Source organism: Cohnella nanjingensis, assembly GCF_014212125.1.
Classification (GTDB): Bacteria; Bacillota; Bacilli; order Paenibacillales; family Paenibacillaceae; genus Cohnella; species Cohnella nanjingensis.
The window spans coordinates 132484-159436 of record NZ_JACJVP010000025.1 but is presented as its reverse complement, the minus strand read 5'-3'; the positions used below and the strand labels follow the sequence as shown (position 1 = coordinate 159436).

18 protein-coding genes are annotated in these 26953 nt (G+C 58.1%); 16 read left to right on the top strand and 2 right to left on the bottom strand.

Going from position 1 to position 26953, the window contains the following annotated elements; all coding sequences use genetic code 11:
* Positions 1-17 precede the first annotated feature (17 nt).
* A complete protein-coding gene (locus H7C19_RS16075) occupies positions 18-4979 on the top strand; it encodes a DUF5005 domain-containing protein (protein WP_185143668.1) in 4962 nt (1653 codons plus the stop codon).
* Between the two features lie 172 nt (positions 4980-5151).
* Here the strand turns inward: H7C19_RS16075 and H7C19_RS16070 are convergent, their stop codons facing one another.
* Positions 5152-6024, bottom strand: coding sequence for an AraC family transcriptional regulator (locus tag H7C19_RS16070; protein ID WP_185143667.1), 873 nt, complete (start codon positions 6022-6024; stop codon positions 5152-5154).
* 159 nt (positions 6025-6183) lie between these two features.
* Between H7C19_RS16070 and H7C19_RS16065 the strand changes: the two genes are divergently transcribed.
* On the top strand, positions 6184-6981 hold the full coding sequence (locus tag H7C19_RS16065; protein ID WP_221469279.1) for a phytanoyl-CoA dioxygenase family protein: 798 nt from the start codon (positions 6184-6186) through the stop codon (positions 6979-6981).
* Positions 6982-7148: 167 nt separating this feature from the next.
* On the opposite strand, the gene H7C19_RS16060 is transcribed toward H7C19_RS16065, so the two are convergent.
* Complete coding sequence (locus H7C19_RS16060) at positions 7149-7913, bottom strand: ArsR/SmtB family transcription factor (protein ID WP_185143665.1); 765 nt, start codon at positions 7911-7913, stop codon at positions 7149-7151.
* A 204-nt stretch (positions 7914-8117) separates the two neighbouring features.
* Between H7C19_RS16060 and H7C19_RS16055 the strand changes: the two genes are divergently transcribed.
* The 14 genes from H7C19_RS16055 to H7C19_RS15995 all read left to right on the top strand — a co-directional run bounded on the left by H7C19_RS16055 (position 8118) and on the right by H7C19_RS15995 (position 26826).
* Positions 8118-8669: an NADPH-dependent FMN reductase gene (locus tag H7C19_RS16055; protein ID WP_185143664.1), complete on the top strand. Its 552-nt coding sequence runs from the start codon at positions 8118-8120 to the stop codon at positions 8667-8669.
* Between the two features lie 79 nt (positions 8670-8748).
* The gene (locus tag H7C19_RS16050) at positions 8749-9099 is read left to right on the top strand and encodes an ester cyclase (protein ID WP_185143663.1); all 351 of its coding nucleotides are present in this window, start codon (positions 8749-8751) and stop codon (positions 9097-9099) included.
* A 39-nt stretch (positions 9100-9138) separates the two neighbouring features.
* Positions 9139-9546 carry an ester cyclase gene (locus H7C19_RS16045; protein WP_185143662.1) on the top strand — a complete coding sequence of 136 codons (408 nt, stop codon included), beginning with the start codon at positions 9139-9141 and terminating at the stop codon, positions 9544-9546.
* 267 nt (positions 9547-9813) lie between these two features.
* Positions 9814-10779, top strand: coding sequence for a cell wall hydrolase (locus H7C19_RS16040; RefSeq protein WP_221469278.1), 966 nt, complete (start codon positions 9814-9816; stop codon positions 10777-10779).
* Positions 10780-11079, top strand: a complete 300-nt coding sequence (locus H7C19_RS34330) for a hypothetical protein (RefSeq protein WP_221469277.1) — start codon at positions 10780-10782, stop codon at positions 11077-11079. It begins immediately after the preceding gene.
* A gap of 308 nt (positions 11080-11387) precedes the next feature.
* Positions 11388-12146, top strand: coding sequence for a hypothetical protein (locus H7C19_RS16035; RefSeq protein WP_185143660.1), 759 nt, complete (start codon positions 11388-11390; stop codon positions 12144-12146).
* A gap of 320 nt (positions 12147-12466) precedes the next feature.
* A complete protein-coding gene (locus H7C19_RS16030; protein ID WP_185143659.1) occupies positions 12467-13972 on the top strand; it encodes a TIGR02677 family protein in 1506 nt (501 codons plus the stop codon).
* Positions 13965-15215 (top strand): TIGR02678 family protein, encoded by a 1251-nt coding sequence (locus H7C19_RS16025; RefSeq protein WP_313731696.1) that lies wholly within the window; start codon positions 13965-13967, stop codon positions 15213-15215. The genes H7C19_RS16030 and H7C19_RS16025 overlap by 8 nt, the downstream gene beginning before the upstream one ends.
* Positions 15216-15301: 86 nt before the next feature.
* Positions 15302-19456 (top strand): TIGR02680 family protein, encoded by a 4155-nt coding sequence (locus H7C19_RS16020; RefSeq protein WP_446681759.1) that lies wholly within the window; start codon positions 15302-15304, stop codon positions 19454-19456.
* A 1-nt stretch (position 19457) separates the two neighbouring features.
* Positions 19458-21161: a TIGR02679 domain-containing protein gene (locus tag H7C19_RS16015; RefSeq protein ID WP_185143657.1), complete on the top strand. Its 1704-nt coding sequence runs from the start codon at positions 19458-19460 to the stop codon at positions 21159-21161.
* Positions 21162-21168: 7 nt separating this feature from the next.
* Complete coding sequence (locus H7C19_RS16010) at positions 21169-21357, top strand: hypothetical protein (protein ID WP_221469276.1); 189 nt, start codon at positions 21169-21171, stop codon at positions 21355-21357.
* A 406-nt stretch (positions 21358-21763) separates the two neighbouring features.
* Positions 21764-23749, top strand: coding sequence for a beta-ketoacyl-ACP synthase III (locus tag H7C19_RS16005; protein ID WP_246469547.1), 1986 nt, complete (start codon positions 21764-21766; stop codon positions 23747-23749).
* The gene (locus tag H7C19_RS16000; protein ID WP_185143655.1) at positions 23746-24669 is read left to right on the top strand and encodes a DUF6999 family protein; all 924 of its coding nucleotides are present in this window, start codon (positions 23746-23748) and stop codon (positions 24667-24669) included. The genes H7C19_RS16005 and H7C19_RS16000 overlap by 4 nt, the downstream gene beginning before the upstream one ends.
* Positions 24670-24966: 297 nt before the next feature.
* Positions 24967-26826, top strand: coding sequence for a terpene cyclase/mutase family protein (locus tag H7C19_RS15995; RefSeq protein ID WP_185143654.1), 1860 nt, complete (start codon positions 24967-24969; stop codon positions 26824-26826).
* Positions 26827-26953 lie beyond the last annotated feature (127 nt).

Here is a 26953-nt window from a genome sequence, read left to right as displayed (position 1 = left end):
TAAACGGGGGGGAAGACATGTACAAGGTTGGAAAGAAAGGGATCGTACTTTGTCTAGCGACAGCCTTATTGTTCACGAATGCCGTTTCCGTGTCTGCCGGTTTTGCGGACTCGGAAAAGCATTGGGCAGCGAAAGAGATCGACAGATGGACATCCAAGGGGGTGATCAGCGGGGGAACGAACGGGAAGTTCGAACCGAACCGCTCGATGACGCGGGCGGAATTCGTCAGCGTCTTATCCAGGGTATTCCAATATACGGATAAGTCCGAGAAGAGCTTCCCGGACGTGCGCGAAGCATCATGGTACGCAGACGCGTTATCTAAAGCGGTTGCAGCGGGCGTCTTGTCCGGAGACGGCCGGGGGAAACTCCGTCCCGACTCGCCGATCAGCCGACTGGAGGCAGCAGCCGTCCTGTACCGGGCGTTTCAATCGACAGTCCGCGACAAGAGCGTCGCCGGCACATTCAAGGATGCGGACCAAATCGCGGCATGGGGCAGAGACGCCGTATCCGCTCTTGTCGAGAACGGCTACATATCGGGCAGACCGGGCAACGCGTTCGCTCCCAATGCCCCGGTTACCCGTGCGGAAGCGGTGAAGATGCTGGACGGCATTACGGGAGATTTGAAGAACGCGGCAGGCACCTATACCGGTTCGGTCGACACGAACCTTGTGGTCAATACGCGTGATGTCGTCTTGAAAGACATGACGATTAAAGGGAATCTCATCTTGGCGGAGGGGATCGGGGACGGCGACGTAACCCTCGACCACGTGAAGGTTCAAGGACAAACCTTCGTCCGAGGAGGCGGGGAGCACGGCGTCCGTTTGATCGATTCCGTGCTGAACGGCGATCTGGTCGTCGAGAAGAAGGACGGCAAGGTTCGGATATACGCCCAAGGGGCAACGGAAGTTTCCCGCGTCGATCTCCGCTCGGGAGCGATTCTTGAGGGAGATTATGCCGAAGTGAACATGGAGGTTCCCGGTATTACCGTACAGATCATAAGGGGAACCGTCTCGAGATTGATCGTCCATGAGCCAGGTTCGGTTATTCAGATGGCGCCCGAGGCCAGAGTGACGAATATGACCGCCAATGCCGAGGTAGCCGTGAAGGGCAAGGGCGAGATCGGGACGGCCAACATTCATTCGAACAACGTGACGATCGAGCGGCAGCCGGGAACGACAATCGTTGCTCCTCATATAACGGCCCATGTTGGCGGGAATCGGATTGAAGGAGGCGATAGCGGAACAACTGTCGGGGCCGGAACTAACCCGACGCCGAGCCAGCCCGCGCCGAGTAATCCCACGCCGGGCAATCCGACGCCGAGCGACCCTGCATCGGCCAACACGGGAATTCGCGTCAAACCGGGACAGGAGGCCGTCGTAACAGGGATCTGGCCGGAAACCCTTCAGGTGGCATATAGCACGAATGTCGGTCAGCTCCTAGCAGCCGTACAGTCCGTGGACAGTTCTGCCCAAACCTATGAGATATTCAGGGAGAAGGGCGGGACCAAGCTAAGTACGAGTTCGACTGTGTTAATGACCGCCAATATATTGAGAGTAACGGCAGCGGACGGCACCGCGGCCGAATACGAAATTACGGTAAATCCCGTTGGAGATGCATTCATGCTGACGCCGATCGCGACGACGGCTGGCAGTGAAGCTTCGGGCAGCAATGCCGTCCATGCGACGAATAACGCCGGAATGTCGGGATATTATGGGGTTCGCGATTCCCACGATCAGGATGCGAGCGGCGCGACCATGTGGTTGACGGAGGACAATCCGGGAACCGATAACTGGATTCAAGTCGATCTCGGCGCCGTCTATCCGCTTGGGAACATGCTGGTATGGAATTACAATCAGCCGGGCGCGACGAACAGCGGGATCAAAAACGCGCAGCTGCTCTACTCCGCCGACGGCAGCTCATGGACCGTACTTGGCGGCACAGGCGCTACGCGGCAATTCGCGCAGGCTGCCGGGTCGGCGTCCCAAACGGCAGAGACGGCGGTTGACTTCGGAGGGGTTGCGGCCAGATATGTGAAGATCGTTCCGAATGCGGCTGCAGGCGACGGCAACTGGGGCGCCGCGGGACCGACGAGATTCGGATTGAGCCAGCTCCGTATTTATCGATATGCCAGCCACGTCACGGCAAGCGGCCAGAATATAACCGTGCTGGACGTCTCTGCCGGCAGCGTAAATTCAACGGATACTCCGGCTATCCATACGGTGAACAATTACGGCATGTCCGGCACATCGGGGAAATCGGACACGCATGGCAATCGAAGCGCGGAAATGTGGCTGACCGCGCCTAATCCCGGTGCGAACAACTGGATTCAGTTCGATCTGGGCGGTACGTATCCGTTAAGCGAAATGCGCGTATGGAACTATAACGCGCAAGCCGGAAAATACGGCATCAAAAATGCGCAGGTGCAATATTCCGTAGACGGCAGAGCGTGGACGAATTTGGGTAGTTACCAATTCGCCCGGGCTTCCGGATCGGCGGCGCAAGGACCGACGGATCTAGCGGGAGGAGGAGCCGTCCAATTTAACGCGGCCAGTGCCAGATACGTCAAGATTGTGCCGAATACGGCGGCGGGCGACGGCAACTGGGGCAGTGAAGCCGTATTTGGGCTCAGTCAGGTGAGATTTTATAGCGCGCCCGGAACGATCATCGAGCCTGAACGCGACTGGACGGCTCTTGTCGCCAAGACATCCGGCTGGACGGGGTCCGACGGCATCTACACGATTGCCTATAACGGCTATGACGCTCCCGGCAAAGCGGACGAAACCCAAACTTTGTTCCTGTTCAGCGATACGTTTGTCGGAAATGTAAATCCGGTTACGAAATACAGGAACGTTGCCGACTTTACAAACAATACGCTGGGCGTGTTAACGGGGGGAAGTCCCGATCCGGCTGCTATGAATTACCTATGGGGAACGGATGGGAACGGGCAAACCTCGACGGGGCTATTCGTGCCCCAGACGCCTGACGCATCTTCGGATGGCTGGTACTGGTTCCAGGACGGAATCAATCTGAACAACAATATCTATATCTCCGCCATGAATGTGGCGCCGGATCCGTCGCAGCCGCCGGGGTGGCAATTCAAAGTCGTGGGCGTGTCCACGATCAAGATTCCGATCGACCATGGGCGGCTCGATATAGCCAATCATTCGCAGGTCGACACCTCGCTGCTCTATCATACCGAGTTCCAATGGGGAACCAAGCCCGATGGCAGTCCGAACATGCTGTCGCTGGAAAATCAATTCGGCGCAGGATTTATGGCGAATACGGCAGAAGCCGGCGCGCCGGCTCCCGATGGCTACATTTATATTTACGGATACCAAACCGTCTTCGGAGTCAGGGGTCTGCTCGTCGCGCGGGTTCTGCCGGAAGATTTCGAAGAGGAAAGCAAATGGAGGTTCTATACCGACGGCGGCTGGGTTAACGATATTAGCAAAGCTAAAATAATCTCGCACAGCAGCGTTGATGTATCGCCGGAGCTAAGCGTTACGCCGATCATCGGCGGACCGAACGACGGCAAATACCGACTCGTTTATTCGACCGGTCTATTCAGCGGAGATCACGGTTTAATTAAACAAAGTATCGGCGATACGCCGTTCGGGCCATTCGGACCGGCGGACACGCTGTATTATACGCCGGAGGACAAATCCAGCGCGGCCGAAACTTACATCTATAACGCCAAAGCGCATCCGAATATCTCCAAACCCGGAGAGCTGCTGATTACTTACAATGTGAATTCAACGCAAGACGGCGGCAACGTGCATTACAATAACGGCGAAATGTATCATCCCCGGTTCATCAACATGCGTCAGATTTATTCCGGAACGAATACGGAGATCGCCGTTAAGTCCGGGCAGGGCCGCGTAATAACCGCTATAAGCGCGGGGGAGATCCGCGTTGTCGACGGTACGACGGCTGATGGCGCAATCGCGGCCATAAATTCCGCGGACGGGTCCATCCAAACCTATGAAGTGTACGCATCGGCAAATGGCAGCAAGCTCGCTGACGGAACGGCCGTATTGGCAACAGGAAATGTACTGAAGGTTACATCAGCCGACAACACGGCAACGGCCTATTACGCCATTCAGGTTGATGAGTCTCGCAGCAATCGGACGGACATTGCCGTGAAGCCCGAGTTTGCATACAGGATCGGCACGGACGGCATGAGCGTCGTCGACGCCGCGTACGGCACGACGGTGGACGAATTGCGGTTCGGCATCGGTTCGGCAGACGGTTCCCCGCAATCCTACTTGGTGCTGGAATCGCCGGGCGGTCCGGAATTAGCCGGCGCGGCGCGGCTGGCCGAAGGGCAACTTCTCAGGGTGACGGCGGAGGACGGCGTCATGTCGGCCGACTATGCGATTCATATCGTGGAACGCTTTATCTCCGGCGTAACCGCGACGGCGGGCAGCGAGGAGTCCGCATTCGGAATGACGGCTGAGCAAGCAGTCAATCATTCCGGCATGTCCGGATTACTCGGTCGGATGAACGATACGCACGACAATCGTTATTCCGCGATGTGGAGGACAACGGAAGATAACAACGACGACAACGACTGGATAAGGTTCGATCTGGGCGGCAATTACAGCCTTGGCGAGATGGTTGTCTGGAATTACAATGAAGATGACGGCACCGGGTGGTTAAAAAATGGCATTGGCATCCGATATGCGGCAGTAGAATATTCGCTGGACGGCATGAGCTGGACGACGCTCGGAGGCGCAGGATACCGTTACCAGTTCGCGAAGGCGACGAATGGAACGACAGCGCTTGCGCCGACGAATCTTGTAGACGGCGGAGTCGTCGATTTTGGCGGCGTGAATGCCCGATATGTCAGAATTTCGCCTAATAGCGCGACGAACCCGAATCCCGGCAATTATGGCGGCGTTTTTGAAGGTGCCTTCGGCATCAAGAGCCTATTCGGCCTAAGCGAAGTGAGATTCTATACGGCGGCGCTGACGCCGTAACCGATCAATCAGAGGACACCCGCGAAAACCGCAGATTTCGGCTCGGCCGGATCTGCGGTTTTTATGTTCCCGGCGCTTGACCAACATGGAAAGTACGTCAGCATCGGTCATCGTCGGGCGAAGGCAGATCGTCTAGCGGATGGGAATAGTGCGGACCGCGCAGAAGCCCGGGTTATCCTTGCCGCTTGGGCGGAATGAGGCTTGTCTTGCGCCATTGGCCCGGAGACGTGCCGGTGGTTTGCTTGAACGTTTTCGCGAAGTGATGAACGGAGTAGAACCCCGTGGCCGCCGAGATTTGCTCCAAGGTGTAGTCCGTCGACTCCAGCAATGCGGTAGCCTTCTGGATTTTGACTTTCCGGTAGTAATCGGAGAAGCTGATTCCCAGTTCCTCCTTGAACAACCGGGAGAGATGCCGTTCGGAAATGTGCGAATACTCGGCCAAATCCTTGAATTTGATGCGCAGCGACAGGTTGTCGTGGATGAACAGTCTCGCCTTGTGCAGCAAGATGGATTCCTGCGGTTTGGAGAGGGCCGGCTTCCGCTCGGTATCCTCCAGGAAAGTCTGGAAGAACGACAGGATCAGACTGTAGGCGATCGGCACAAGCAACGGCCGATTGTAGACTTCGGCAGATTCGGCATTCCACAGCGCCTGCCATAACGATGCCGTCAGCGAAGGGGTGGCCGAGGATACCAAGATCCGGTCGGTATCCGCCAGCTGCCGGTATTTCCGGAGCATGTCGGGCGACGCGCCTTCTTCCTTCATCAAGAAGGCCACCCAGGCAAGTCCGATGCCGGACGGGCTCTCGATTTGGTGCCAGGTGTCCGGTCTGGACAAGAAGATGTCTCCCTCGTGCAAAGGATAATGCGCGCCATTCTCGTGGTAATAACCTTCTCCGTGCGTCACGTAGCAGCATTCGAAGAAGGAATGCTTATGGAGCGAATGGGCATGATGATCGGCGATACTTCCCCAATAATGGACGTGAAAAGCCGCTTCTTCTCCGCAAGCGAGATCGTCCGGAATCGTATTCAGGTGGTTGATGTTCATGGATACTCCCCCGCGCCAGGTTCTCTGTAAATTATAGAATGGCGTATCCGTACAAAACAAGGTCTTTCCGGTACAAAGACGGTGCGTCGCGGTTGCGATAGTCTTACATTAAGTTCTTCATCGCATTCCAGAACCCATGGATCAAAGGAGAGGATGACCGTGTCAACCGCCATTTCGTCCCAAATTGCCGAACAATTCGAGAGAGACGGCTACCTTACGTTTCCGGAAGTGCTGGATGCCGACCTCATGCAAGAAGCGAAGGAGCACGTCGATTGGCTGATTCGCAAAAATCCCGATCTGCGTCCGGAGAATCTCCACACGAATCTGATTCACGACGACCCTTTCTGGCTGCGGCTCGTCAGCGACGAGCGGCTGCTCGACATCGCGCAGACGTTCATCGGACCGGATATCGCGCTGTTTGCCTCGCACTACATTTGCAAACCCGCCTTTACAGGCCAACCGGTATTGTGGCACCAGGACGGAAGCTATTGGCCGTTGGAGCCGATGAAGGTGATCACGTTATGGCTGGCCGTGGACGACTCGACGATAGAGAACGGATGTCTGCGCGTCATACCGGGCTCGCACAAGCTGCAGCTGCAGGAGATGCAAGGGAGTTTCGACGTCGAAAACGTGCTCGGCTCCGAGATCGAGAAGAAGTTCGTGAACGAATCCCAAGCCGTAGACCTCGTACTCCAGTCGGGCGGCGTATCTATTCACCATCCGAATATTATTCACGGCTCCAAAGCGAATCGCTCTCCCCATCGTCGTTGCGGCTTGACGATTCGCTATATCCCGACCAGCACCCGCGTCATGACCGAGAATCCGAAGACTGCGGGCCACAAAATTTTCCTCATGCGCGGCGATCAAGGCCAGGTGCCGAACCCGTACTTGCCGTATCCCGATTTCGATGCGGCCCGGCATATGAGCTTCCGGGGAAGCGATCGTTTTGGCCGATAAGGCGCAGTTGAAGCTGATCAAGGCTGCCGGCTAACGCGATTCAGTCCAATCAACAACAAAGCCAGCCGCAGGAGGCTGGCTTTGCTGCATGGAGAGAAGAGCTTCTACCGCTAAGATCCTCTGCAATTCTTTTCTTGTTCGACTTGCACGGGATGGTTTCTCTCCCTCTACTTCCCGGCAAGCCCCGATCCCGTCTCCAGCAAGCTCTTCAAGCCCGAGAGCACGATCGGCAAGCCGTTCTCCAATACCTTGGCGGTCGGGAGCGCCTGTTCGAACTCGTCATGCACGACGGTCACGAGGGTCACGCCGGCATACTCGGCATGCGCCTCGATCTCCCATGTGATCCGGGACGGCGCATCATCTGCCGCATTCGGGATCACGAGGAGCCGCCAGCTCATCACGAGCTTATTCGGAGGATCCATATCGAGAATGACTCCCTCGGCCTGCTTCGAATCACCCTTCCACAGCTCGAAAGGGGCGTTCGCCTCCCAGGTGGACCGGATGGCGCAGTTGAACCAGAACTTCGAAGTTTTGGCCGGGTCCGTGAGCGCTTGCCACACTTGCTCGGGCTTTGCCTTGATCGCGATGCGGTTGACGTTGCGGGGTTTATTCTCCATATTCGCTTCACGCTCCAATTCATCTTGCAGAGATGTGAGTCCGATCGCCCAGGGCTCGGCATACTTGCTCACCCAGCGATCGTAGATCTGGCGGATGGGCACTGCGTTCAGGTAGTGCAGCTTCTCTCTGCCGACCTTGCGCGTGGTGATGAGACCGGCTTGCTCCAGCAGATTCAGATGCTTCATGACGCCGAATCGGGACATCTCCAGCGGGGCGCACAGCTCGTTCAACGTCCGCCCGTCCGATCGGTGGAGCAAGTCCAGGAGCGTGCGGCGGCTCGGGTCCGCGAGCGCTTTGAACACTTCATTTTCCATATGGAACACCTCCCTCCGACGACAAGCGCAACAAAAAGCGAATCCATGCCTCTTGACATGTGACCTAATAGTAACGTATTATGAATTCAAGCAAGGGTGACAATACAGTCACATGTTAACACAAACCGATGGGTTTGTCAGCCGGCGGCACCCCATCCGAACGATCCGATATCATTCTTCCATAAACGAAAGGTGACGATGAACATGAAAATGACCTTGATCGCAGGCAGCAACCGCGCGGACGCCGCGAGCACGATCCTCCTCCGCTATATCGAAAGCCTGCTGAAGGCACGCCAGATCACGGTATCGTTCGTCGATCTGCGGGAGCAGCAGCTGCCGCTCTTCTCGCCCGACAACTGGGACTTTCACCCGAACGCCCAGCGCATGATCCAGCAGGTTGCGGAGGCCGACGGGCTGATCCTGGCTACCCCCGAATACCACGGCTCGATCTCGGGCGTGCTGAAGAATGCCTTGGATTACCTGAGCCCGGAACGGGTCTCGGGCAAGCCGGTCCTGTCCGTGAGCGCCGCAGGCGGTCCGGTGGGCGTAAGCTCGCTCTCGCATCTGCAGACGATCGTACGTAATCTTCACGGCGTTAACTGTTCGGAGTGGATCTCCGTCGGGTATGGATCGAATGCATTCGGTCCGGATGGCGCACCTCTGGACGCAGGGTTGAAGGAGAGGGTCGGTGGAGCGGTCGAGAATTTCTTAGATTTGACTCGGATGCTTACTGCAAGGGGCGTGGCTGCCAACTGATTGCGGAAGAAGGCGTGCCTATTTTTTTCGCGTATAGGTTACCAAATGGTAACTTAAATGAACGAAGGAGAGATTCGAGATGACGAATACGGAACAGAAAAATGCAGAGACGGTAATTGCGTTTATAGAGGAGCTGCGGCAGCGGGGCGAATTGGAGCATACCGATCAATTCTTCGCCCCTCAGATCGGAGAGGCATTCAGCGACCGGCAGTTCGCCGTGGATGAGATCTTCGCGCAGGGGGATAAGGTGATCGCCCGTATCTTGATCACGGGTACGCATACGGGGATGTTCGCAGGCCACGCGCCTACGGGCCAATCCGCGAAGATCACGCAGTTCCGCGAGTTCCGTCTGGCGGACGGCCGGATCGCGGAGCAGCGCGCGTGGGTGGATACGGGAACGCTGCTGCCTCAGATTCAAGCCCGAAAATAGCTGCAAATCCAAACCAAAACCCAGAGGAGTTGTTCGATCATGAAGACGACGGTGCAGCAAAATATCGAGACGGTAACGGCGTTCATCGAGGCCTTCTGGAACCGGAGCGACTTCGATTGCGTCGATGATTTCTTGTCGGCGGATTATCAAGAGCACTCGTATCAGTCCAAAGAAGGCTTGAAGCAGTTCGCCGGCAAGATTCTCGAGGCATTCCCCGACAAGCGCTATAGCGTGGAAGAGATCATCGCCCAGGAGGAGAAGGTGCTGGTGCGGATGACGGTCAAAGGGACGCATCAAGGAGTGTTCTTCGGCCATGCGCCGACGGGCAACCCCATCGATGTCACGCTGTATCGCCAATATCGCGTCGAAGACGGCAAGATCGCCGAACATCGGGGCTGGATCGACATGATCACGTTGTGGAGCCAAATCAAGCGCGATATCGCGTGATCAAAGTGGCGGCTTAGGAAGCCTCCGGCATCGAACGAATCGCCTGCTCCAAAATGACCCAGTACCGCGCCGGTACTGGGTTTTTGCCTGTCGAGCCGTGATCGGTCGCCCTGCCGCAGCGCCCTCGTCGGCCATTCCTGCCGAAGTCGTCTTCGATGAAAAATCTTTCATTTTTCTGATATTTCCTGATGTTGATTGTATAATAGCGAACAGCGCAGTTTATAGGAAATTCGAACCAAAAAGGAGATGACGAGTATCAAGTGGTTGATGAGATTGACCGCCTTGACCCTCGGGTTGCTTCTGACGGTGGGCACGGGTGCGGCATTCGCGAATGCGGACAATACGATATATATGCAAGGCCAGAAGGTCGAACTGAATCAGGATTTGTGGTCGATCGACGAGTGGACCTACGCGCCGGTCAAGGAGATCGCGGACCGTATGGGCTGGCAGTTGACCTATGACGGGGACGCGGACCGGATCACCGTGAGCAATGGCATCGACGATACGCTCTCTTTCCGACCGGGCGCGTCGGAAGTGTCGTTCAACGGCCGTACATACAAGTTCGCGGGTACGGTTAAAGTCAAAGATGGCAGCGCGTACTTTCCCCTTCGTCTGATGGCGGAGGCGATGCATGCGAGCGTGGGCTGGCAAGAACAAGAGAAAGCCGCCGTCCTGCAGACGGAAGAGAAGTATGCCGTCGCGAGCGGAGATACGCTCGCGAGCATCGCCGAGGCGAACGAGACGTCGGTCGAAGCGCTCAAGGCCCGGAACGGGCTGACCGACGACACGCTCTCGGTAGGCCAGCTCCTGAAGGTCGTCGTGCCGGAGTTCCTCGAGCCCGGGGCCGCTGTCAAGATCGCCGCTGTGGCGGCTGAGAAGGAGGTCGACGCGGCCGATCTCGCGCTGCTCGCCAAGCTCGTCGAAGTCGAGGCCGGTAACGAGCCTTACGAAGGCAAGCTCGCCGTGGCCAACGTCGTCCTGAACCGCGTGAGCCGCGGCTACGCCGATACGATCAAGGGCGTCATCTACGCGTCCGGTCAGTTCCCGCCGGCCAGAAACGGACAGCTCGCGAAGGAGACGGCGTCGAAGGAGAGCATCAAAGCGGCCAAAGCCGCCTTGTCCGGCGTCAACAACGTTCCCGGCGCGGTGTCCTTCTTCAATCCGAAGCTGGAGCCGGGCAAAGCCAAAAAGGTAAAGGTCGTAAAGAAGATCGGACATCATATTTTCTCGTAATTGACGAATTGGATGATTCGTCTAAGCGCAATTAACAAGCTGGCTCCGGTACGGGATCGGGGTCGGCTTGTTTTTGCGTTTGGCGCCAATATAGCAGGACTTATGGAGAGCGGCACGAATATAGATATGATTGGTTATCAGTCCAATGAAAGCTCGGGTCCGGCAACGGATCTGCAAATCCAACACAATCATGCAGAGGTCTTGCGGCAACAGGATTCGCTAATGAAGCGTTTGTTCAAAACCCTCTTCATTTGGATCTCCCTGGCTGGTATTGCGATATCGATCGTAATGACGCTTTGAAAGGGGCCTTGATTTGAGGGGATGACGTTGATCCGGTCGCCCACCCGCAACTTCGTTAATCATCATTCCGCTACGCGCTCGTCAGGCGTGACCAAGGCAACTTGCCGGCTTAATGTAAGAATGGCGCTCGCGATAAAGCTATGATACAATCTTATCAACGAATAAGCCCGGACACGGAAGCACCGTGCCTGCAGAAGAGATTATTTCTTCTGCACGCACGCGTGCTTTTTTTGCGTTTTGGCGCGGATGCTTCCCGCACCTTTTCGCTGAATTGCCTCCGAGCCGGGCTAAATGAGAGGAGAGATCGCATGTATCCCCAAGTCAAGACGCCGAAGAAGGTAACGGAGAAGTGGTTGAACCGGGCGTTTGCCCCGCTGACCGACTATCTGGACCGGGAGTATCCGGAGGAAGCGCCCAAGATGATGGTCTACATGACGTTCCTGCGGAATGCGGATCAACGCTTCCACTATCGCAATAGCCGAACCAAGGGCTCGATCTTCCTCGACCAATCAGGCGAACTGATCTCCTGCGATGCGGACGCGCTGCAATATGAATTCGAGCGTCACGCGGTCGTCACTGTGCAGCGGCCGCCAAGAGCGGAGCGGTTCATCCATCCCAACGTGACGAGGTGGATGACGCAGCGTCTCAGCTCGGAGCAGGAACGGATCTACGGCGAAGAGGTCTGCATTTTCCTTCAGGAGTATTGGGGCCCGATGGTGAACTTCGACTTCGAGGATCTGAAGGTGGGTTATCCGAAGCGCGGGCGCAGCGTGCCCTACTGTCTGTATCTGTATCCGGCGGCATTCCCGACGTTGATCGCCATGCAATTCGTTGGAGACGAGATCGTGGAGAAACGGTGCAACTATGCGCAATATCGCAGGTTCGAAGATCGCGAGCGCGATCTGATGAGAGAGGGCTGGCATGTGATCACCCTCATTCGGGAGATTCTCTCTGAGGATCCGGACCAGTTCCGGCTCTATCTGTCCAAGGCCGTCCAGCTTGCCTGGCTCAGAGATCCGGTCTTTGAGCTTACGGAGGCCGGGCGGAGAGCGGCGATGAAGGATTGAGAGGCTTGCGCGATATTGTGGCATATATCCTTATAATAGGGTAATACTTTGGCCAGAGCCAATCAAATACACAGTTGTAACAATTATGGGCGATCGCTTTCAGGTACTCAAACTGAAGAGCGATCGCTTATTTTGTAGAAATTTTGTGGAGCAATGAAGTTTATGCCGGTGAAAAGAGTCTCTCCGGTGCGTTTATTAGACTTCATATTAGAATAAGAATATATCTCAAGGATACTAGCATTGGACTTCTTTCCATATAGAATGACATTTTTCGATATGTTAAAATATCTGCAAGCTTAACAGAAAGGCGGTCTGTCTCTTTGAACGAACGAATATCGCCATCGGCCCTGCGGGCGGTACCGGAGCTGAACTACCTGAATGCGATTAATGTGGCCCGATACCGGGCGATCATGCGATACATGTACTTGGAATACCAACGGCTCAAATATTGGCTAAAGCCGGAGGAGATCTACGAGGGCGTGCAGACGTGGGGGATCCTCGACGGCTACACGCTCGATTTATGTCTGTCGGACCTCGAACAGCTGAAGAGCTGGGGCAATCTCGCATCCCGGCATGACGGGGGCCGCGCACTGTCGCTGGAAGAGTATATGCGCAAGAAGAGTCAGTACCTGCTTACGCCTTACGCCATCGAGATCGAACGGATGCTGGAGTCGCTGGAGAAGGTCAAAGGCTACGGCGGTTCCCTGGAGACGAGCTATTTCGATACGATTGCCGCTTGCGTGCGTCAGGTTCGCGAAAATACCGGTAGGATGGACGAAGGCGAATCGTTGCGCAACTGGGAATTGCTCTACGGGGCGTTCAAGACGATGCACGAGAACGCGGCGGACTTTATTGCCAGTCTGAACTCGATGCAGGCGGAAGAGATGATGGCGACTGACGGTTTCCTGGCGATGAAGGAGAATCTCGTCAACTACTTACAGCATTTCGTTAAGAGCCTACAACGCAACGCCTATCGGATCGAAGGCCAGCTCCTCAAGATAACGAATCCCCACATCGAACTGTACCTGACTCACGTGACGGAGGATGAACTGAGCAAGCCGCGGCTGGAGGAGGCAAAATCCGGCGAGGAGACGCTGCTGGAGCTCCGGCAAGGTTGGCGGAACCTCATGCGCTGGTTCGTCGGGGATGAGGCAGGTCAAAGCGAATTGACGCTGCTCGAAAAAGCGGCGAAAGAGACCATTGCCAAAGTGGTGCGGAGCGCGGTGCGGCTGCAGGAGAGACGGCGCGGCGGCGCGAGTCGGCGTCTCGACTTGGAGACGGTGGCTCGTCGGTTTGCGGAACTGGATAGCTTGGAGGAAGCCCACCGACTGGGGGCCTATGTGTTCGGGCTGTTCCCCTCCCGGCATCTGCAAGGGGAGGACCGCAGGGAGACGGAGCGATCGGACGCCTCTACGTGGGACGAGCCGCCGAACATTCGACTCATTCGTTCCCGCAGCCGGCGCCGCGCCGTGCGAGGCGCGTCCGAGCCGATGCGCAATCAGAGCGCGAAGCGGGAGGCGTACCGCGAGCAAGTGCAAGAGATGCTCGCGGAAGAGCAGGCGTTCGTGGACAGGATGCTCGCGTATGGCAGTGTCAGCATCTCGGAGCTCGCGCCTATGAATGGCAAAGAGCGGATGCGGCTTTTGCAATGGATTGGTCGCTGTACGGCGGCCGCTTCGCGCACGTTCGTGACCGCTGACGGCTGTATCGTCGCCGTCCGCTCGCCGGCTGCCGGCGAGACAGGCGTCCTGCGCTGCAATGACGGAGAACTGGTCATGCCGGATTATCGGATCGAAGTGACGAGAGGAGTGCTCGCCGGTGGCTAAAGGCGGAACGACGTCCTACGCGATTCGCCGCATGCGCGCAAGCAAGCGTGCGGACGCGGAGCAGTGGAACGAGCGGCGGAGGGTATGCGCGCATGCGCTGCTGAATCGCCCCTGGATCACCAAGAACGGCGACCCCGAATTGTTTTACTGGATCAAAGATCAATATACCGAATTAAGGGATTGGTTCTCCGAGTACACCGGATTTCCGCTACATCTGACGCGTACGATGGCGAAACTGGACAAGGCGCCGCTCGTCGCGCAGCCGTGGATGGGCTTTGAGGCGTTCCGGGAAGTTCGCGATTATACGTTCTTCACCTATGCGCTCTGGTTCCTGGAAGGGAAGACGGAGCTGGACCAATTCGTGCTGACCGATATCGTAGAGCAAGTAAGCGAGCAGATGGCTTCGGCGGGGATGACCGTAGACTGGGAGAATTACCAGCATCGCCTCTCGATGGTCCGAGCGCTGAAGCAGCTGCGCAAGCTCGGCGTGCTCGTGCATATCGACGGAGACGAGACGGATTGGGCGCACTCGGGCCAGCAGAACGTGCTCTATGAATGCGATCCTACTGCGCGGTACGTGCTGCGGCATTTCCCGCGGGCAATGGGGCAGTACGAGGAGTTGGACGAATATCAGGAGTTGATCGTGTATCCCGATACGGCGGAGGGCGAGCTGCGCAAGCGGCGGCACCGGGTGTTTCGGCGTCTATTGCTGGAGCCTGCGGTATCCGACCGGGATTGGCATCCCGACGATCTCTACTATGTCATTACCCAGCGCCGGGCGATCATGGATAACTTGCAATTCATGTTCGGACTGGAGGGCAGCCGTTACCGGGAGGGACTCTTCTTCTTCCATCCGGAGCTGAGCGGGGAATGCGACTTGTTCCCTACGGCTGCCGCGCTGTCGGATCTGGCCCTGCTGTTCGCGGGGCAATTGCGTCGAAGACTCGGGGAGCGCGACTGGTACGTTACGGACCAGGGGACGATCGAGCTGACGCGGACGGACGTGGAAAGCATCATATATCTATTAAAAAATCAATACGGCGATTATTGGAGCAAAGAGCACCGCACGCTCGGGCTTGGGGAGCTGGCGGAGGCGCTGACGGTGCACATGGCAGATTGGGGGCTCGGCGCCTGGACACGGTCATCGGAGGCTGGCGGCGGCGAGCGATTCGTGGTCTCTGCCGTGCTGTCGCGATGGAACGCGGATTATTCGTTGGATGATGAGGAGACAGAGACAGGATGAGGGAGGAGAAGGACGTGATCGAGCAGGATCTGCGAAAGGAAGGGGAGCCGGAGGCCGACCAGGCGTCGAAACGCGGGCGCTGGCAGATGTCGCGTGCCGGCATCCTCAACTTCTGGTTCTACGAAGATGAGGAATTTGGGCTCGAGGATGGGCGACTGGTGCTTCGCGGCGCGAACGGGTCGGGCAAATCGGTCACGATGCAGAGCTTCGTGCCGCTCGTGCTGGACGGGGACAAGCGACCGCACCGGCTCGATCCATTCGGTTCGAAGGACCGTCGAATCGAGTATTATCTGCTCGGCGAGAACGACGAGCATAGCGACCGGACCGGCTACCTGTGGCTGGAATTCCGGCATACGGCCAAGGACATCTACAAGACGGTAGGCATCGGGCTGCGCGCCCGCAAGGGCGCATCGCAAGTGGGCTTCTGGGGGTTCGCGCTGGAGGATGGGCGCCGCGTGAACCGGGATTTCTGGCTGTACGACCGCGTGCTGGAGCTGGAGGGCGCCGGACGGTTCCCGCTTGACCGCAAGTCGCTGGAGGAGCGCATCGGCGCGGGCGGACAGGTCGTTCAGGAACAGGGCGCCTATCGCGATCTCGTCAACCGGACGTTGTTCGGGTTCTACGACCGAGATGCCTATGCGGACTTGCTGCAACTGCTGGTCCAACTGCGCAGCCCGAAGCTGTCCAACAACGTGCGGCCGACGGCCATTTACGAGATCTTGAATCAGTCTCTGCCGCCGCTGCATGAGGAGGAGCTGCGTCCGCTGTCGGAGGTCATGGAGGACATGGATCAGTTGGCCGACCGGCTGGAGGAGCTTGCGCTTCATCAGGCCGAGCTGGAGAAGCTGAGCCGCAGCTACGATCAATACAATAGGTCCTTGCTGTACGAGAGCGGCAGCCGGCTGCTCGAAGCCAAGGCGGCGAGCGACGAGGTGAGCCGCCAATCCGGCGCGTTGCTGAAGCAGCTGCAGGAGGCGCTTGCCGAGGAGACGGGCGTGGTGCAGGCCTTGCAAGCGAATCGAGAGCAGGCTGTGGCGATCGACTCTGAGCTGGAGCTGCTGTCGCGCAGCGAAGCGATGGAGAAGCAGCGGGAGATGGAACAGGCCGAGGAAGCGCTGAAGGAGACGCAGCAGTATGCCGATCAGACGGACAAGCGGCTGAAGGCGGCAATCGGGGGCCGGGAGGCGGCCGAGCATGCGCGCGGCAAGGCGCAGACCGAGATGGCCGAAATGCTGGACAACCAGCGTCAGGTGTTGGAAGAGCTGGATGGACTAGCGGGCGATATCGAGTTCGCGCACCATGGCGTGTATCATCGCTATTGGATGCCGGAACCGCCCGAAGAGACGGCGTTCTCTGCGAGCTGGCTTCGTGATCTCGAGGAACACCGCGCGGAGATCCGCGAGGCGCTCCGGCTGGCCGAGCAGGAGCAGGAGGCCGGCCGTCGGGTCACCGAGTATGACAAGGAACTGGGCGAGATGCGCGCCTTGCGCGACGAGGCTGAACGGACGAAGCGCGCGGCGGAGGCCGTCGCTACGGATGCGCTGCATCGTTGGAAGGAGCAAGTGCTGGCATGGAAGGAAGGACTTCGGGTGCTGGCGCTCGGCGAAGAGGCTGTACGGCATCTGTTCGAGGCGAGCGCCGATCTGTCCTATGAGCGGCAGCGTACGGAAGAGGTGCTGCTGCCGGCCAAGGCGGAGGCGGAACGACAAATCCAGAGCCTCGTGCGGCAGCGGCTGGAGATCGAGCAGCAGGCGAAGTCCGTTCGCGCCGAGCGTGATCGGTTGGCGGAGGAGAGACGGGAGTGGCAGCAATCTCGCGAGCCGGAGCCGCCACGCAGCGCGGAGCGGATCGCTACGCGAGCCGGGTATGGCGCCCGACAAGGCGCACCGCTCTATGAACTTTGCGAGTTCCGCGGGGGATTAAGTCCGCTGGAGCAGGCAGGCATCGAGCAGGCGCTGCTCGCGAGCGGGTTGTTGGATGCTTGGGTGCGTCCGGACGGGACGGTCGGCAGCGTCACGGAGCGGGACGAAGACGTATGGGTCCAACCCGTACCGCTGGACTTCGGCTATACGCTGGCCGACATGCTGAAGCCGCTGCCAGGCGCGGAATCCGGCGTGCCGGAGCGAATCGTAGAAGAGGTCCTTCGCTCGTTCGCCTGGGGCGAAGCGTTCGACGCGTCTGCGCTTGAGTCATCCGTTCAGACCGTCACGATCGGACGCGATTACTATCAGTTCGGACCGGTTACGGGCAAAGTCAACGCCTTCGAGCGTCAAGCCCAATATATCGGCAAGGAAGCGCGCAAGCAGTTCAAGCTGGCGGAGATTGAGCGGCTCGGTCAGGCCGTCGCGGCATGCGACCGCGAGCTAGAGGCGCTAGGGCAAGCCTCGGCGGATCTGGACGTATCGGAAGCATCCGTCGCGGAGGAGCTCGCGCGGTTTCCGCTGCGAGAGGAGAGTCACGCTGCGCTGCTCGAAGCTTGGAGAAGCCAGCACGACGCTGCCGTCCGCTTCGGGCTGTATTTGGAGCAGGAGACGCGTATGGCGGACGTGCTGCGCGCGAAGCAGGAGCAATGGGCGCAGTTGAAGCGGGAGCTGATCGCGGCGACCGCGGGTTGGAGCCGGCTGAAGACGATGGCTGCGCTCAGGGAAGCGTCGCAAACGGCGGGGAGCTACCGCGAGCAGGTGGGACAACTGCTGTCCGATTGGCGCGCTTACGTACAGGCGGCCACCTTGCACGCGCGCTATGCCGAGGAAGCGGCGGAGTACGCGGCCCAGGCGGAATACGAAGAAGAACAGCGGGAAGAGCTCCGCGAGAAGCTGTATGGCTATCGCGTTAAAGCCGATCAGCTTCGCCAATTAATGGACGAGCTCGGCATCGGCGATCTGCATGTCCGCATCAGCGCCTTGCGCGCGCAGCGGACGGATGCGGCCAAAGATCAGCAGCGGCTGACGGAGGCGCGAGCGGCGCTGGCCGGACGGGTCGGCGGCTTGCGAGAGCGACAGGGGGCCCTGGCGGAGCAGGAGACCGCGCGGCTGGAGCGGCTGTCGCACAGCGAACGTGCGTACCGTGCCGAACTCGGCCAGCTGTTGATTCCGGAACTGCAGCAGCCGACATCTCCCGAACCTTCCCTCATGGACGGCAAGCCGAGAGCGGTACGCGTCGCGGAAGCGCTGGAGGACGGACGGGACGCGTTGCTGCGTATCTGCAAGGAGCTGACGGCGCTGCTGGAACCTGCCGTTGCCCGTTCCAACAAGGAGCGGCTCGGCAGCATGCTGCAGGATCACTATAACGCCGCTAAGCATTTGCTCTCGGAGTACGTAATCGAGACCGCTATCAGCGATCAGGGTCGCATCACGCTGCTGTCCATGCGGGATCGGACCCGGCCGCAGCGTCCGGCCGCTCTGCTCGCGGAGATGAACGATCTGCTGGTCGAACAGCAGGCGCTGCTCAGCGAGAAGGATCGGGAGCTGTTCGAGGAGATCATCCTGCGCAGCGTCGGCAAGGCGATCCGCCAGCGAATCCAGCGGGCGGAGCTATGGATGAAGACGATGAACCGGCTGATGTCTGAGCGCGACACGTCCAGCGGACTTAAGCTTCAGCTGCAGTGGGTGCCGAAGGCGGCCAAGACGGAGCAGGAGATGAACAGCGACGAGCTGGTCGATCTGCTGCGTCGCGACGCGCATCTGCTGCACGATGACGAAGTCGAGCGGCTGGTCGCCCATTTCCGCTCCCGGATCCAATGGGCCAAGCAGGGAGCGGCTGAGGAACGGGAGACGCTGCGCAAGCATCTCTACGACATGCTCGATTACCGCTCGTGGTTCGAATTTTCGCTGCGCTACAAGAAGGGCGGCGAGACGTCGTACCGCGAGCTTACCGACTCGAGGTTCAACGTGCTAAGCGGCGGGGAGAAGGCCATGTCCATGTATATCCCGCTGTTCGCGGCGACGTACTCGCGTTATGCCGATGCAGGACCGGAAGCGCCGAAGATCATCTCGCTGGACGAAGCGTTCGCCGGGGTGGACGACGAGAACATCCGCGACCTGTTCGGGTTGCTGACCCAGATGGACTTTGACTATATGATGACCTCCCAGGTACTGTGGGGCTGCTACGATACGGTGCCGAATCTCTCCATTTGCGAGATCTTCCGGCCCAAAGACGCCAGCTTCGTGACGCTGTTCCGCTACCGTTGGAACGGCAAGACGCGGGAATATATCCCCGATGCTGCCGGCGGGAGTGCTTGAAGTGAGCGGTCCGAATGAGCGGGCGGAGGGGCTTCGACGCGCGGCGCGCGAATATTTCGGTCAGCCGGGCTTTGCCCGTTTCCTTGCCCTGCTGCGCGCGAAGTACGAAGCTTCGCGGGCGGGGGCGCGCGGCACCATCGCGCTGACAGGCTTAACGGAGACGGAACGGGAGGCGCTGGACGGCTTCTACGGGACCTATACGCCGGTGCGTCCGTCTGCATCCGGCGCAGGTACGGATGCTGCTTTGAAGTATTCGATCGCGCGATTTGAGAAGCTGCTGCTCGCCAGCAGGTTCGCGATGGCGGTGCCGGAGCTGTTCGAGGCGCTGGACGGGGCGAGTCTGTACACCCGAGCAGAAATGCAGGCGGAGGAGGAGGCGGCATGGCAGGCGCTCATTCAACAAGAGCGGGCGGCGCTGGAGGCTGGACTCGGATTGAGCGGCCATCGGTACGGCCACCGCATCGCAGAGTGGGTGAGCGGACTGGGCACGGGAACGTCTCCCGGCTCCCGCACGCTGCGTCTGGCGTTCGCGATGCAGCGTGCCGCGGCGGCCGACTGTCTGCGCGATTGTGTGAGGGCGCTCCTAGCAGCTGCTAAGCACCGGCGCCAGGATGCTTGCGATGCGCCGTCCGGCGCGGAGGGGCACGCGCCGGCAGGCGCCCCCGATCACACGACGGATCGCACGCCGCTCCCGCTTCGGCTGCCGGTACTGGCCGCCCGGATCACGGGTGACGCGCATGCGCTCGATTGGAAGCAGCCGCTCGGCAGGCTGTTCTGGTGGGGGCTGGTTGCGGTCTTTCACGAGCGGGAGGAGGAACTGACTTCTCTGGCGGCGAGAGAGCTGGACGAGCAAGCCCGGGGGGCAGCGGACGGGTTGGCAGGCGAATCTACGGGGGCGGGAGCTATGGAGACGGCAGCCGGACAGGAATGGGCAGCCGACGAGCCGGGATATGCAGCAGAGTCGACAGCGACAGCCGGACTAGAAGAGGACATGCGGAACCTGTCGCGCGCTCTGCTCATTCGCGAAGGTTACCGCATGGGCGGCATCGCGGACGACGACTTGTCCTCGCAAGTGATGTTCTTCTCGCCCGGGTGGTACGACGCATGGGAGGAGCGCGTGCTGACGCTTCGCCAGGTGGAGAAGCTGAAGCCCGACGAGGTGGAGCGGATTCGTCCCTCGGCCGTCTATGCGGTGGAGAATCCTTCCGTATTCGCGGTGCTGGTCGATGAAGCCGTGAGGCGTTATGGCAGCCGGAGGCCCCGGTTTTCTCCCGGCGGGGGGCGAGACCTCCCCATGCTCGTTTGCGGCAATGGGCAGCCCAGCGTCGCGGTGGTCCAACTGCTCAAGCTGTTCCTTGAGCCGGCCACCGCGCCGCCACCGCCTCTCTATTACTCTGGCGACCTGGACGTGGCGGGCTTGGAGATTGCGCGGAGCTTGCAGCAGCGGTTCCCGAACAGCTTTCGGGCCTGGCGAATGGACGCTGAGTGGTTCTCCCGGCATGCATCCCGCGGATTCCCGATGACGGCGGCCGAACGCGAACGGATGGCTAGACTGACAACGCTATGGGACGGCTTGCTGCCCGGGACGGCGGCGGCTTCCGGCATGAAGCTTCATCAGGAACTATGGGTCGATACGCTCGCGGAGGATTGGCAATCGGCTTTATCTCGTAATTTATCCCATGAAGGGATCGATAAACTTGAATAGGCAGGAATTGCAGAGCAAAGTTCGTCAAACCGTGCATCGCCTGATCAACGAAAAGGGGTATGCGAGCCTGCTGGATTTGTTCTTGAAGCTGGAGAAAATCACGCCGAAGCTCGTTGAAGAATGGCGCTTCGGCAGGGTTCCTTATCTGGAGCGCGTCCTGCACGGGAATTTGGCGCAATTCAGCTTCATCATGTAGGAATTCCGGAAGACGGCGAAGGATCTGAACCTGAGAGAATCCTGGACCGCCTATATGTCCTGGGGAAAAGGCGCGAAACGCCCGCTCCGATTCTCCAAATCGGGCGATCCCCAGTTGAACGTCGCTATTGCACGCACTATGTGAAGATCCGGACGGAGGGACGGGCGGCACCCGCCGTAAAGGGGGCGTCACAACCGGACCCGACATCGTCTGCCGCATCCGCCGCCACCGCCGGATGCAGCTTGGTTTAGCGAGCGAATGATTAACGCCATGAAGCCTTCCTCTGCAGCAAGTTGCTGCCGTGAGGGAGGCTTTTTAGTCATACATCATTTCTAAGTTTCACGCCTATCCATTTCTATATGATCTCCGATAAATGCGTGTCGCCCTCTTCCGGGAAGACGGCGTCATGAACGTTTTTGCTTACCAGCTTGCGCCCTGGTACTACATAAAGTTAGAACTAGCCGATACGGGGGACATGACCGATGATGGGGATACGACCCATTACCGGAGGTGTGCGATGAACCCCGTCTATATTACGAGCATCGGAAAGTTCCTCCCCGGCCCGCCGATCGGCAACGACGAGATGGAGGATTATCTCGGACGGGTAGGCGGCAGAGGCTCCAAGTCCAAACGCCGTATCCTCGAGCAGAATCGGATCCGCTATCGGCACTATGCCATCGACAAGGAGCAGAAGAGCCGGTATTCCAATGCGGAGATGGCGTCACTGGCGATTCGGGACGCTATAGATCGCCATGCCGAATCGCTGGAGGAGAAGATCAGATTCCTGGCTGCGGCTACGACGCAAGGAGATCTGCTCGTCCCCGGATTCGCCAGCATGGTTCATGCCGAGAGCGGATTGCCCGTCATGGAGATCGCCACGCATCACGGCGTCTGCGCCAGCGGCATGCACGCGCTCAAGAATGCCTACCTGCACATACAGTCAGGCGAGCACGCGACTGCGCTCTCTTGCGCGAGCGAGTTCCCGAGCCGCGCCTTCAAGCATACCCGCTACGAAGCGCAGACGGCGAACGCGGACTGTCCGGTGCCGTTCGATACCGACTTCCTCCGCTTTATGCTGTCGGACGGAGCCGGCGCGGCCGTGCTGCAGAGCAAGCCTGCGCCCACCGGGCTGTCGCTGCGCATCGAATGGATCGACAACCGGTCCTACGCGCCCAACTACGAGGTCTGCATGTACGCGGGCATGAAGGAACAGGAGCAGCCGGCTTCGTGGCTCGATTACCGGTCCGTCCACGAAGCGGCGGACGACGGGGCGGTAAACCTGAAGCAGGATATAAGGCTGGTCAACGAGATGCCGAAGGTCGGCGTACAGCGCTTCTTCGAGCTCGTGGAGGAAGGGCGGGCGGATCCGTCCGCGATCGATTGGATGGTGTGCCACTACTCGTCCCACTTTTTCCGCGACGAGATCTTCCGGCTGCTGCGGTTGGGCGGGCTCACGATCCCGGAGGAGAAGTGGTTCACGAATCTGTACACGAAGGGCAACACGGGGGCGGCTTCGATCTATATTATGCTCGAGGAGCTGTTGAACGAGGGGACGCTCTCGCCAGGCGAGCAAGTGCTGTGCATGGTGCCGGAGAGCGGCAGGTTCCAGACTTCGTTCATGCTGCTGACCGTCGTCGGATCGGCGGCCGGAGACCGAAGCGCGGTTCGCGATCAGCCCTTCGAAGCGCGCCAGCCGGCAGCGCCGGAGCTGGAATACGATTCGTCGGATGCCGTTCAGGAACAGCTGGTGCGGCAGCTCGTCCAAGTCTGGATCGACTTCGAACGGAAGCTCGCGCAGGTCCCGATCATCCACAAGCTGTATCGCCGCAAGTTCACGCTAGACGACTACAAGGCGCTGATGGAGAACGTCCGCCAGCAGGTGATCGACGGCTCGCAGTGGATCGCCCGCGCGGCTTCCTACATTCCGATCGCGCATATCGACCTGCGCTCCACCTTCATCGCGCATGCGCGCGACGAGCATCGGGACTTTCAGATTCTGGAGCGGAACTACGTCGCCGTCGGCGGCGATCTGGCCAAGATCCAATCCGGGGAGAAAAATATCGGCAGCGAAGCGCTGTCCGCCTACCTGTTCCAGCGGGCGAGCCGCGAGCATCCCTATGATCTGATCGGCGCGATGTGGATCATCGAGGGGCTAGGCTGCAGGATGGCGCGATATTGGGGAGAGATGATCCGCGATCAGCTGTCGCTCAGCGACGAGCAAGTGTCGTTCCTGCTGTATCACGGCGACTCGGACGAGAAGCACTTCGAACGGCTGGAGACGGTCGTTCAGCATCCGATGCTGACGGCGGACATCGCCGGCGCGATCGTGAAGACGGCCAAGACGACCGCGCGCTTGTATCTTCTACAGTTAGAGGAGCTGGGCAACGTATGAGCGAAGCCGAATATTTCAAAAATATGCCGCATAACCGGAACGACCCCAATCCGTTCCTCGCGATCTACCTCGACCAGAGCATCCCGTTCAACGAGGAGGCCAAAGCGGCCTACCTCCGGGATTGCTCGAGCAAGTCGCGGCAGTTCCTGCTGCCCGTGCTCAGACCGTTCGCGCGGCTGCTCATCATCCTGCTGCAGATCTACAAGATCGTCGTCCCCAAAGCCCTTACGTCATCCAGACTGCTGCACCGCGTGCTGTACGGGGGAATGAAGACGTTCGTCAGTCCGAGCGCCAACTATATGATCCTGCGGCATTTCTATCTCGGCTCCGAGGTGCTGCAGTTCATCCGCGACAACGTGCCCGGGGTTCAGATCCAGATGAATCCGCTGAAGCCGACGAATCTGGAGCCGGTCAAGGACGACCTGTTCTTGATTCACGACCTTAATCTCTACAACTTCGTGATCAATCTCAACCGGGAGCTGAAGGACAAGGGGCTGGAAGTGACGAAGCAGGAGCGGCTCCACTTCGACGCCATCACGACGGCGCCGCTGCCGATCGAGCCTATGCCGAAGCGATGGACGAACTTCTTGGATCTGACGACGGCGATCGAGTGCTTCACGCCCGTCTATCAGCTATTCCTGACGGACAACGACTTCTGGCGCGCGACCAACTCGCTGCAGCTGGACGAGACCGTCGGCATCCTCGCCTCCAAGATCATCGGCAACAACGACCGGCTGGCCCTCATCAACAACAAGCATCCGATGGTGCCGCTCACCACGCTGAAGGCCGGATTCCGCCTCGTGCTGCACGGGCTCGCGACCGAGCAGCTTCATGCGCTCCTCGTCGAGCTGAAGCACAAGCAGCAACGGCAGGAACAGGAGCAGGCGCAAGAGCGGGAGCAAGCGCAGGCGCAGGCATAGGCAAAGAGCAAGCGCAGCAGCTATAGCAGGTTGACGGTGGCTGCGGTTAGCGTTCATATGGCCGCAATCGACGACTTTCAAGCGCCTCTCAGGGCGCTTTTTTGGCTTTGGCGCAATCACGGCGCAGCTGTTAGATACCCTGCAAAGTAGTTGTATAGAGACTCTCCTCCATAGCAAATGCTCATCTAGGCAAATGATTGAAATTCAGCCTGCTAGGGTGAAAACCTCCACCAAAGTTTCACACCGTACATAGTATGAGCCAAATGAGGTGTGAACCTCCCGTTTCGGGGTGTAAATATGGAGTTGCTGGAGAAAGTACAATTAGAAATTGAACGATACATCAGCCGCCTGAAGACGGAACAACAGGTGGACGGGTCTTGGAGGTATTGTTTTGAAACAGGACCTGTGAATGACGCCTATATGATGATTCTCTTAAGCACCCTTAACAGCCAACACAAGGAGCTTATTCCCTTGCTGGGTCAGCGCTTGCTGAACAAACAGGCAGCGAATGGAGCATGGAAGCAGTACGACGATGATGAAGGTCATCTCTCTTCTACGATCGAGGCTTATGCCGGGCTGCTGCTTTCTGGGTATTCAGATCGACATGACCGCCATATGCAATTGGCGGAAGCCTTTATCCTTCGTAACGGCGGAGTCGAGAATGCTCATATTTCCACCAAGTTCATGCTGGCTTTAAATCATCTCTACCCCTGGCCTGCCTTTTATCCGATCCCGCTATTCTTATTGCATATGCCTAAGTTTATCCCCTTTAGTTTTTACAGATGGAGTTCCTATGTTCGCATTCATTTTGCCCCCGTATTGATTCTTTGCCACGGGAAATACTCGCTTAGGAAGCCATCCGCGCCGGACATCACTCACTTATTCGTAACTCGTAAACACAGGAGACTGGATAGAAAGGGTCGTTGGTTACATGTATTTTCGAAACGCCGGCCAACTAATCCTATCTCTAAGGCGGCTATTAAGAAAGCGGAGCATCATATGCTGCAAAATATAGTACAGGACGGTACTCTCGGCAGTTATGCGAGCGCCACCTTCTTCATGATTTACGCTCTTCTGTCTCTCGGCTACGAGCATGATTCTCCTGTTATTCAGCATGCCATTCAGGGGTTAACCTCTTTTGGGTACCGACTAAACGATGAGGCCCATATTCAGAACTCTCCTTCTACGGTATGGGACACGGCGCTGATCTGCCATTCTTTACAGGAAGCGGGGCTAACGACAGAAGATTCGGCGATTCAGAATGCTGCTCGATATTTACTTGCTCTTCAACAAAGAGATCTAAGGGAGAAGGGAGGGAACGCTCTTGTTCGCCCCGCAGGAGGATGGGGATTTTCTGAAAGCAGCACCGCAAATCCGGACGTGGATGATACGCAGGTCGTCTTGCGGGCGCTTACGCGGTTTGCCGACCATCAATCAGACTATCGGGAGGCGTGGAGAACAGGAGTTAACTGGTTGTTAGGAATGCAAAACGATGATGGGGGCTGGGCAGCCTTTGAAAAGAACAGCATCCCATCGATAGCTCGCCTATTCAATATACAGAACTTTGCCGATACGGCTGTAGATCCGTCTGCAGCGGATATAACAGGTCGTACCCTTGAATTTTTGGGCAGTCAATTCAAATTGACTATGACTCATCCCCGAGTTCAAGACAGTGTACATTGGCTTATCAAAAATCAAAAAAAAGATGGATCATGGTATGGTCGGTGGGGAATTTCTTTCATCTATGGTACATGGGCCGCTGTCACCGGGATGAGAGCAGTCGGGATGTCTGCCGATCATCTGAATGTTCATCGAGCGATTGACTGGCTGTTAAAGATCAGGCAATTGGACGGTGGGTGGGGCGAGTCTTGCAAGAGCGATGTACGCAAAGAGTATGTTTCTGCTCCCTACTCTACGGTGGTTCACACGGCCTTGGCACTCGATACCCTCATTGTCGTCCATGATCAGCCAACTGAAGAGATCAATAAAGGACTGGCCAATTTAATAGAGTGGAACAGGCAGGACAGCAAACGATCATCGTACCCAATCGGCGCAGGCCTGCCCGGGCATTTCTATATTCATTATCACAGTTATCCCCATATTTGGCCCTTGCTCACCTTGAGTCATTATTTGAAGAAATACAAAGGCTGCTGCTAATAATCAATTTCACTTCTACGAGAAAGCAGCCCTGTCCGCTTTCTGAACGATCACATATGCTAAACTAACCGCCACAAAGCCGGAGAAAGCTTTAATGGCGAGAAAACGATCAATACGAAAGGAGGAA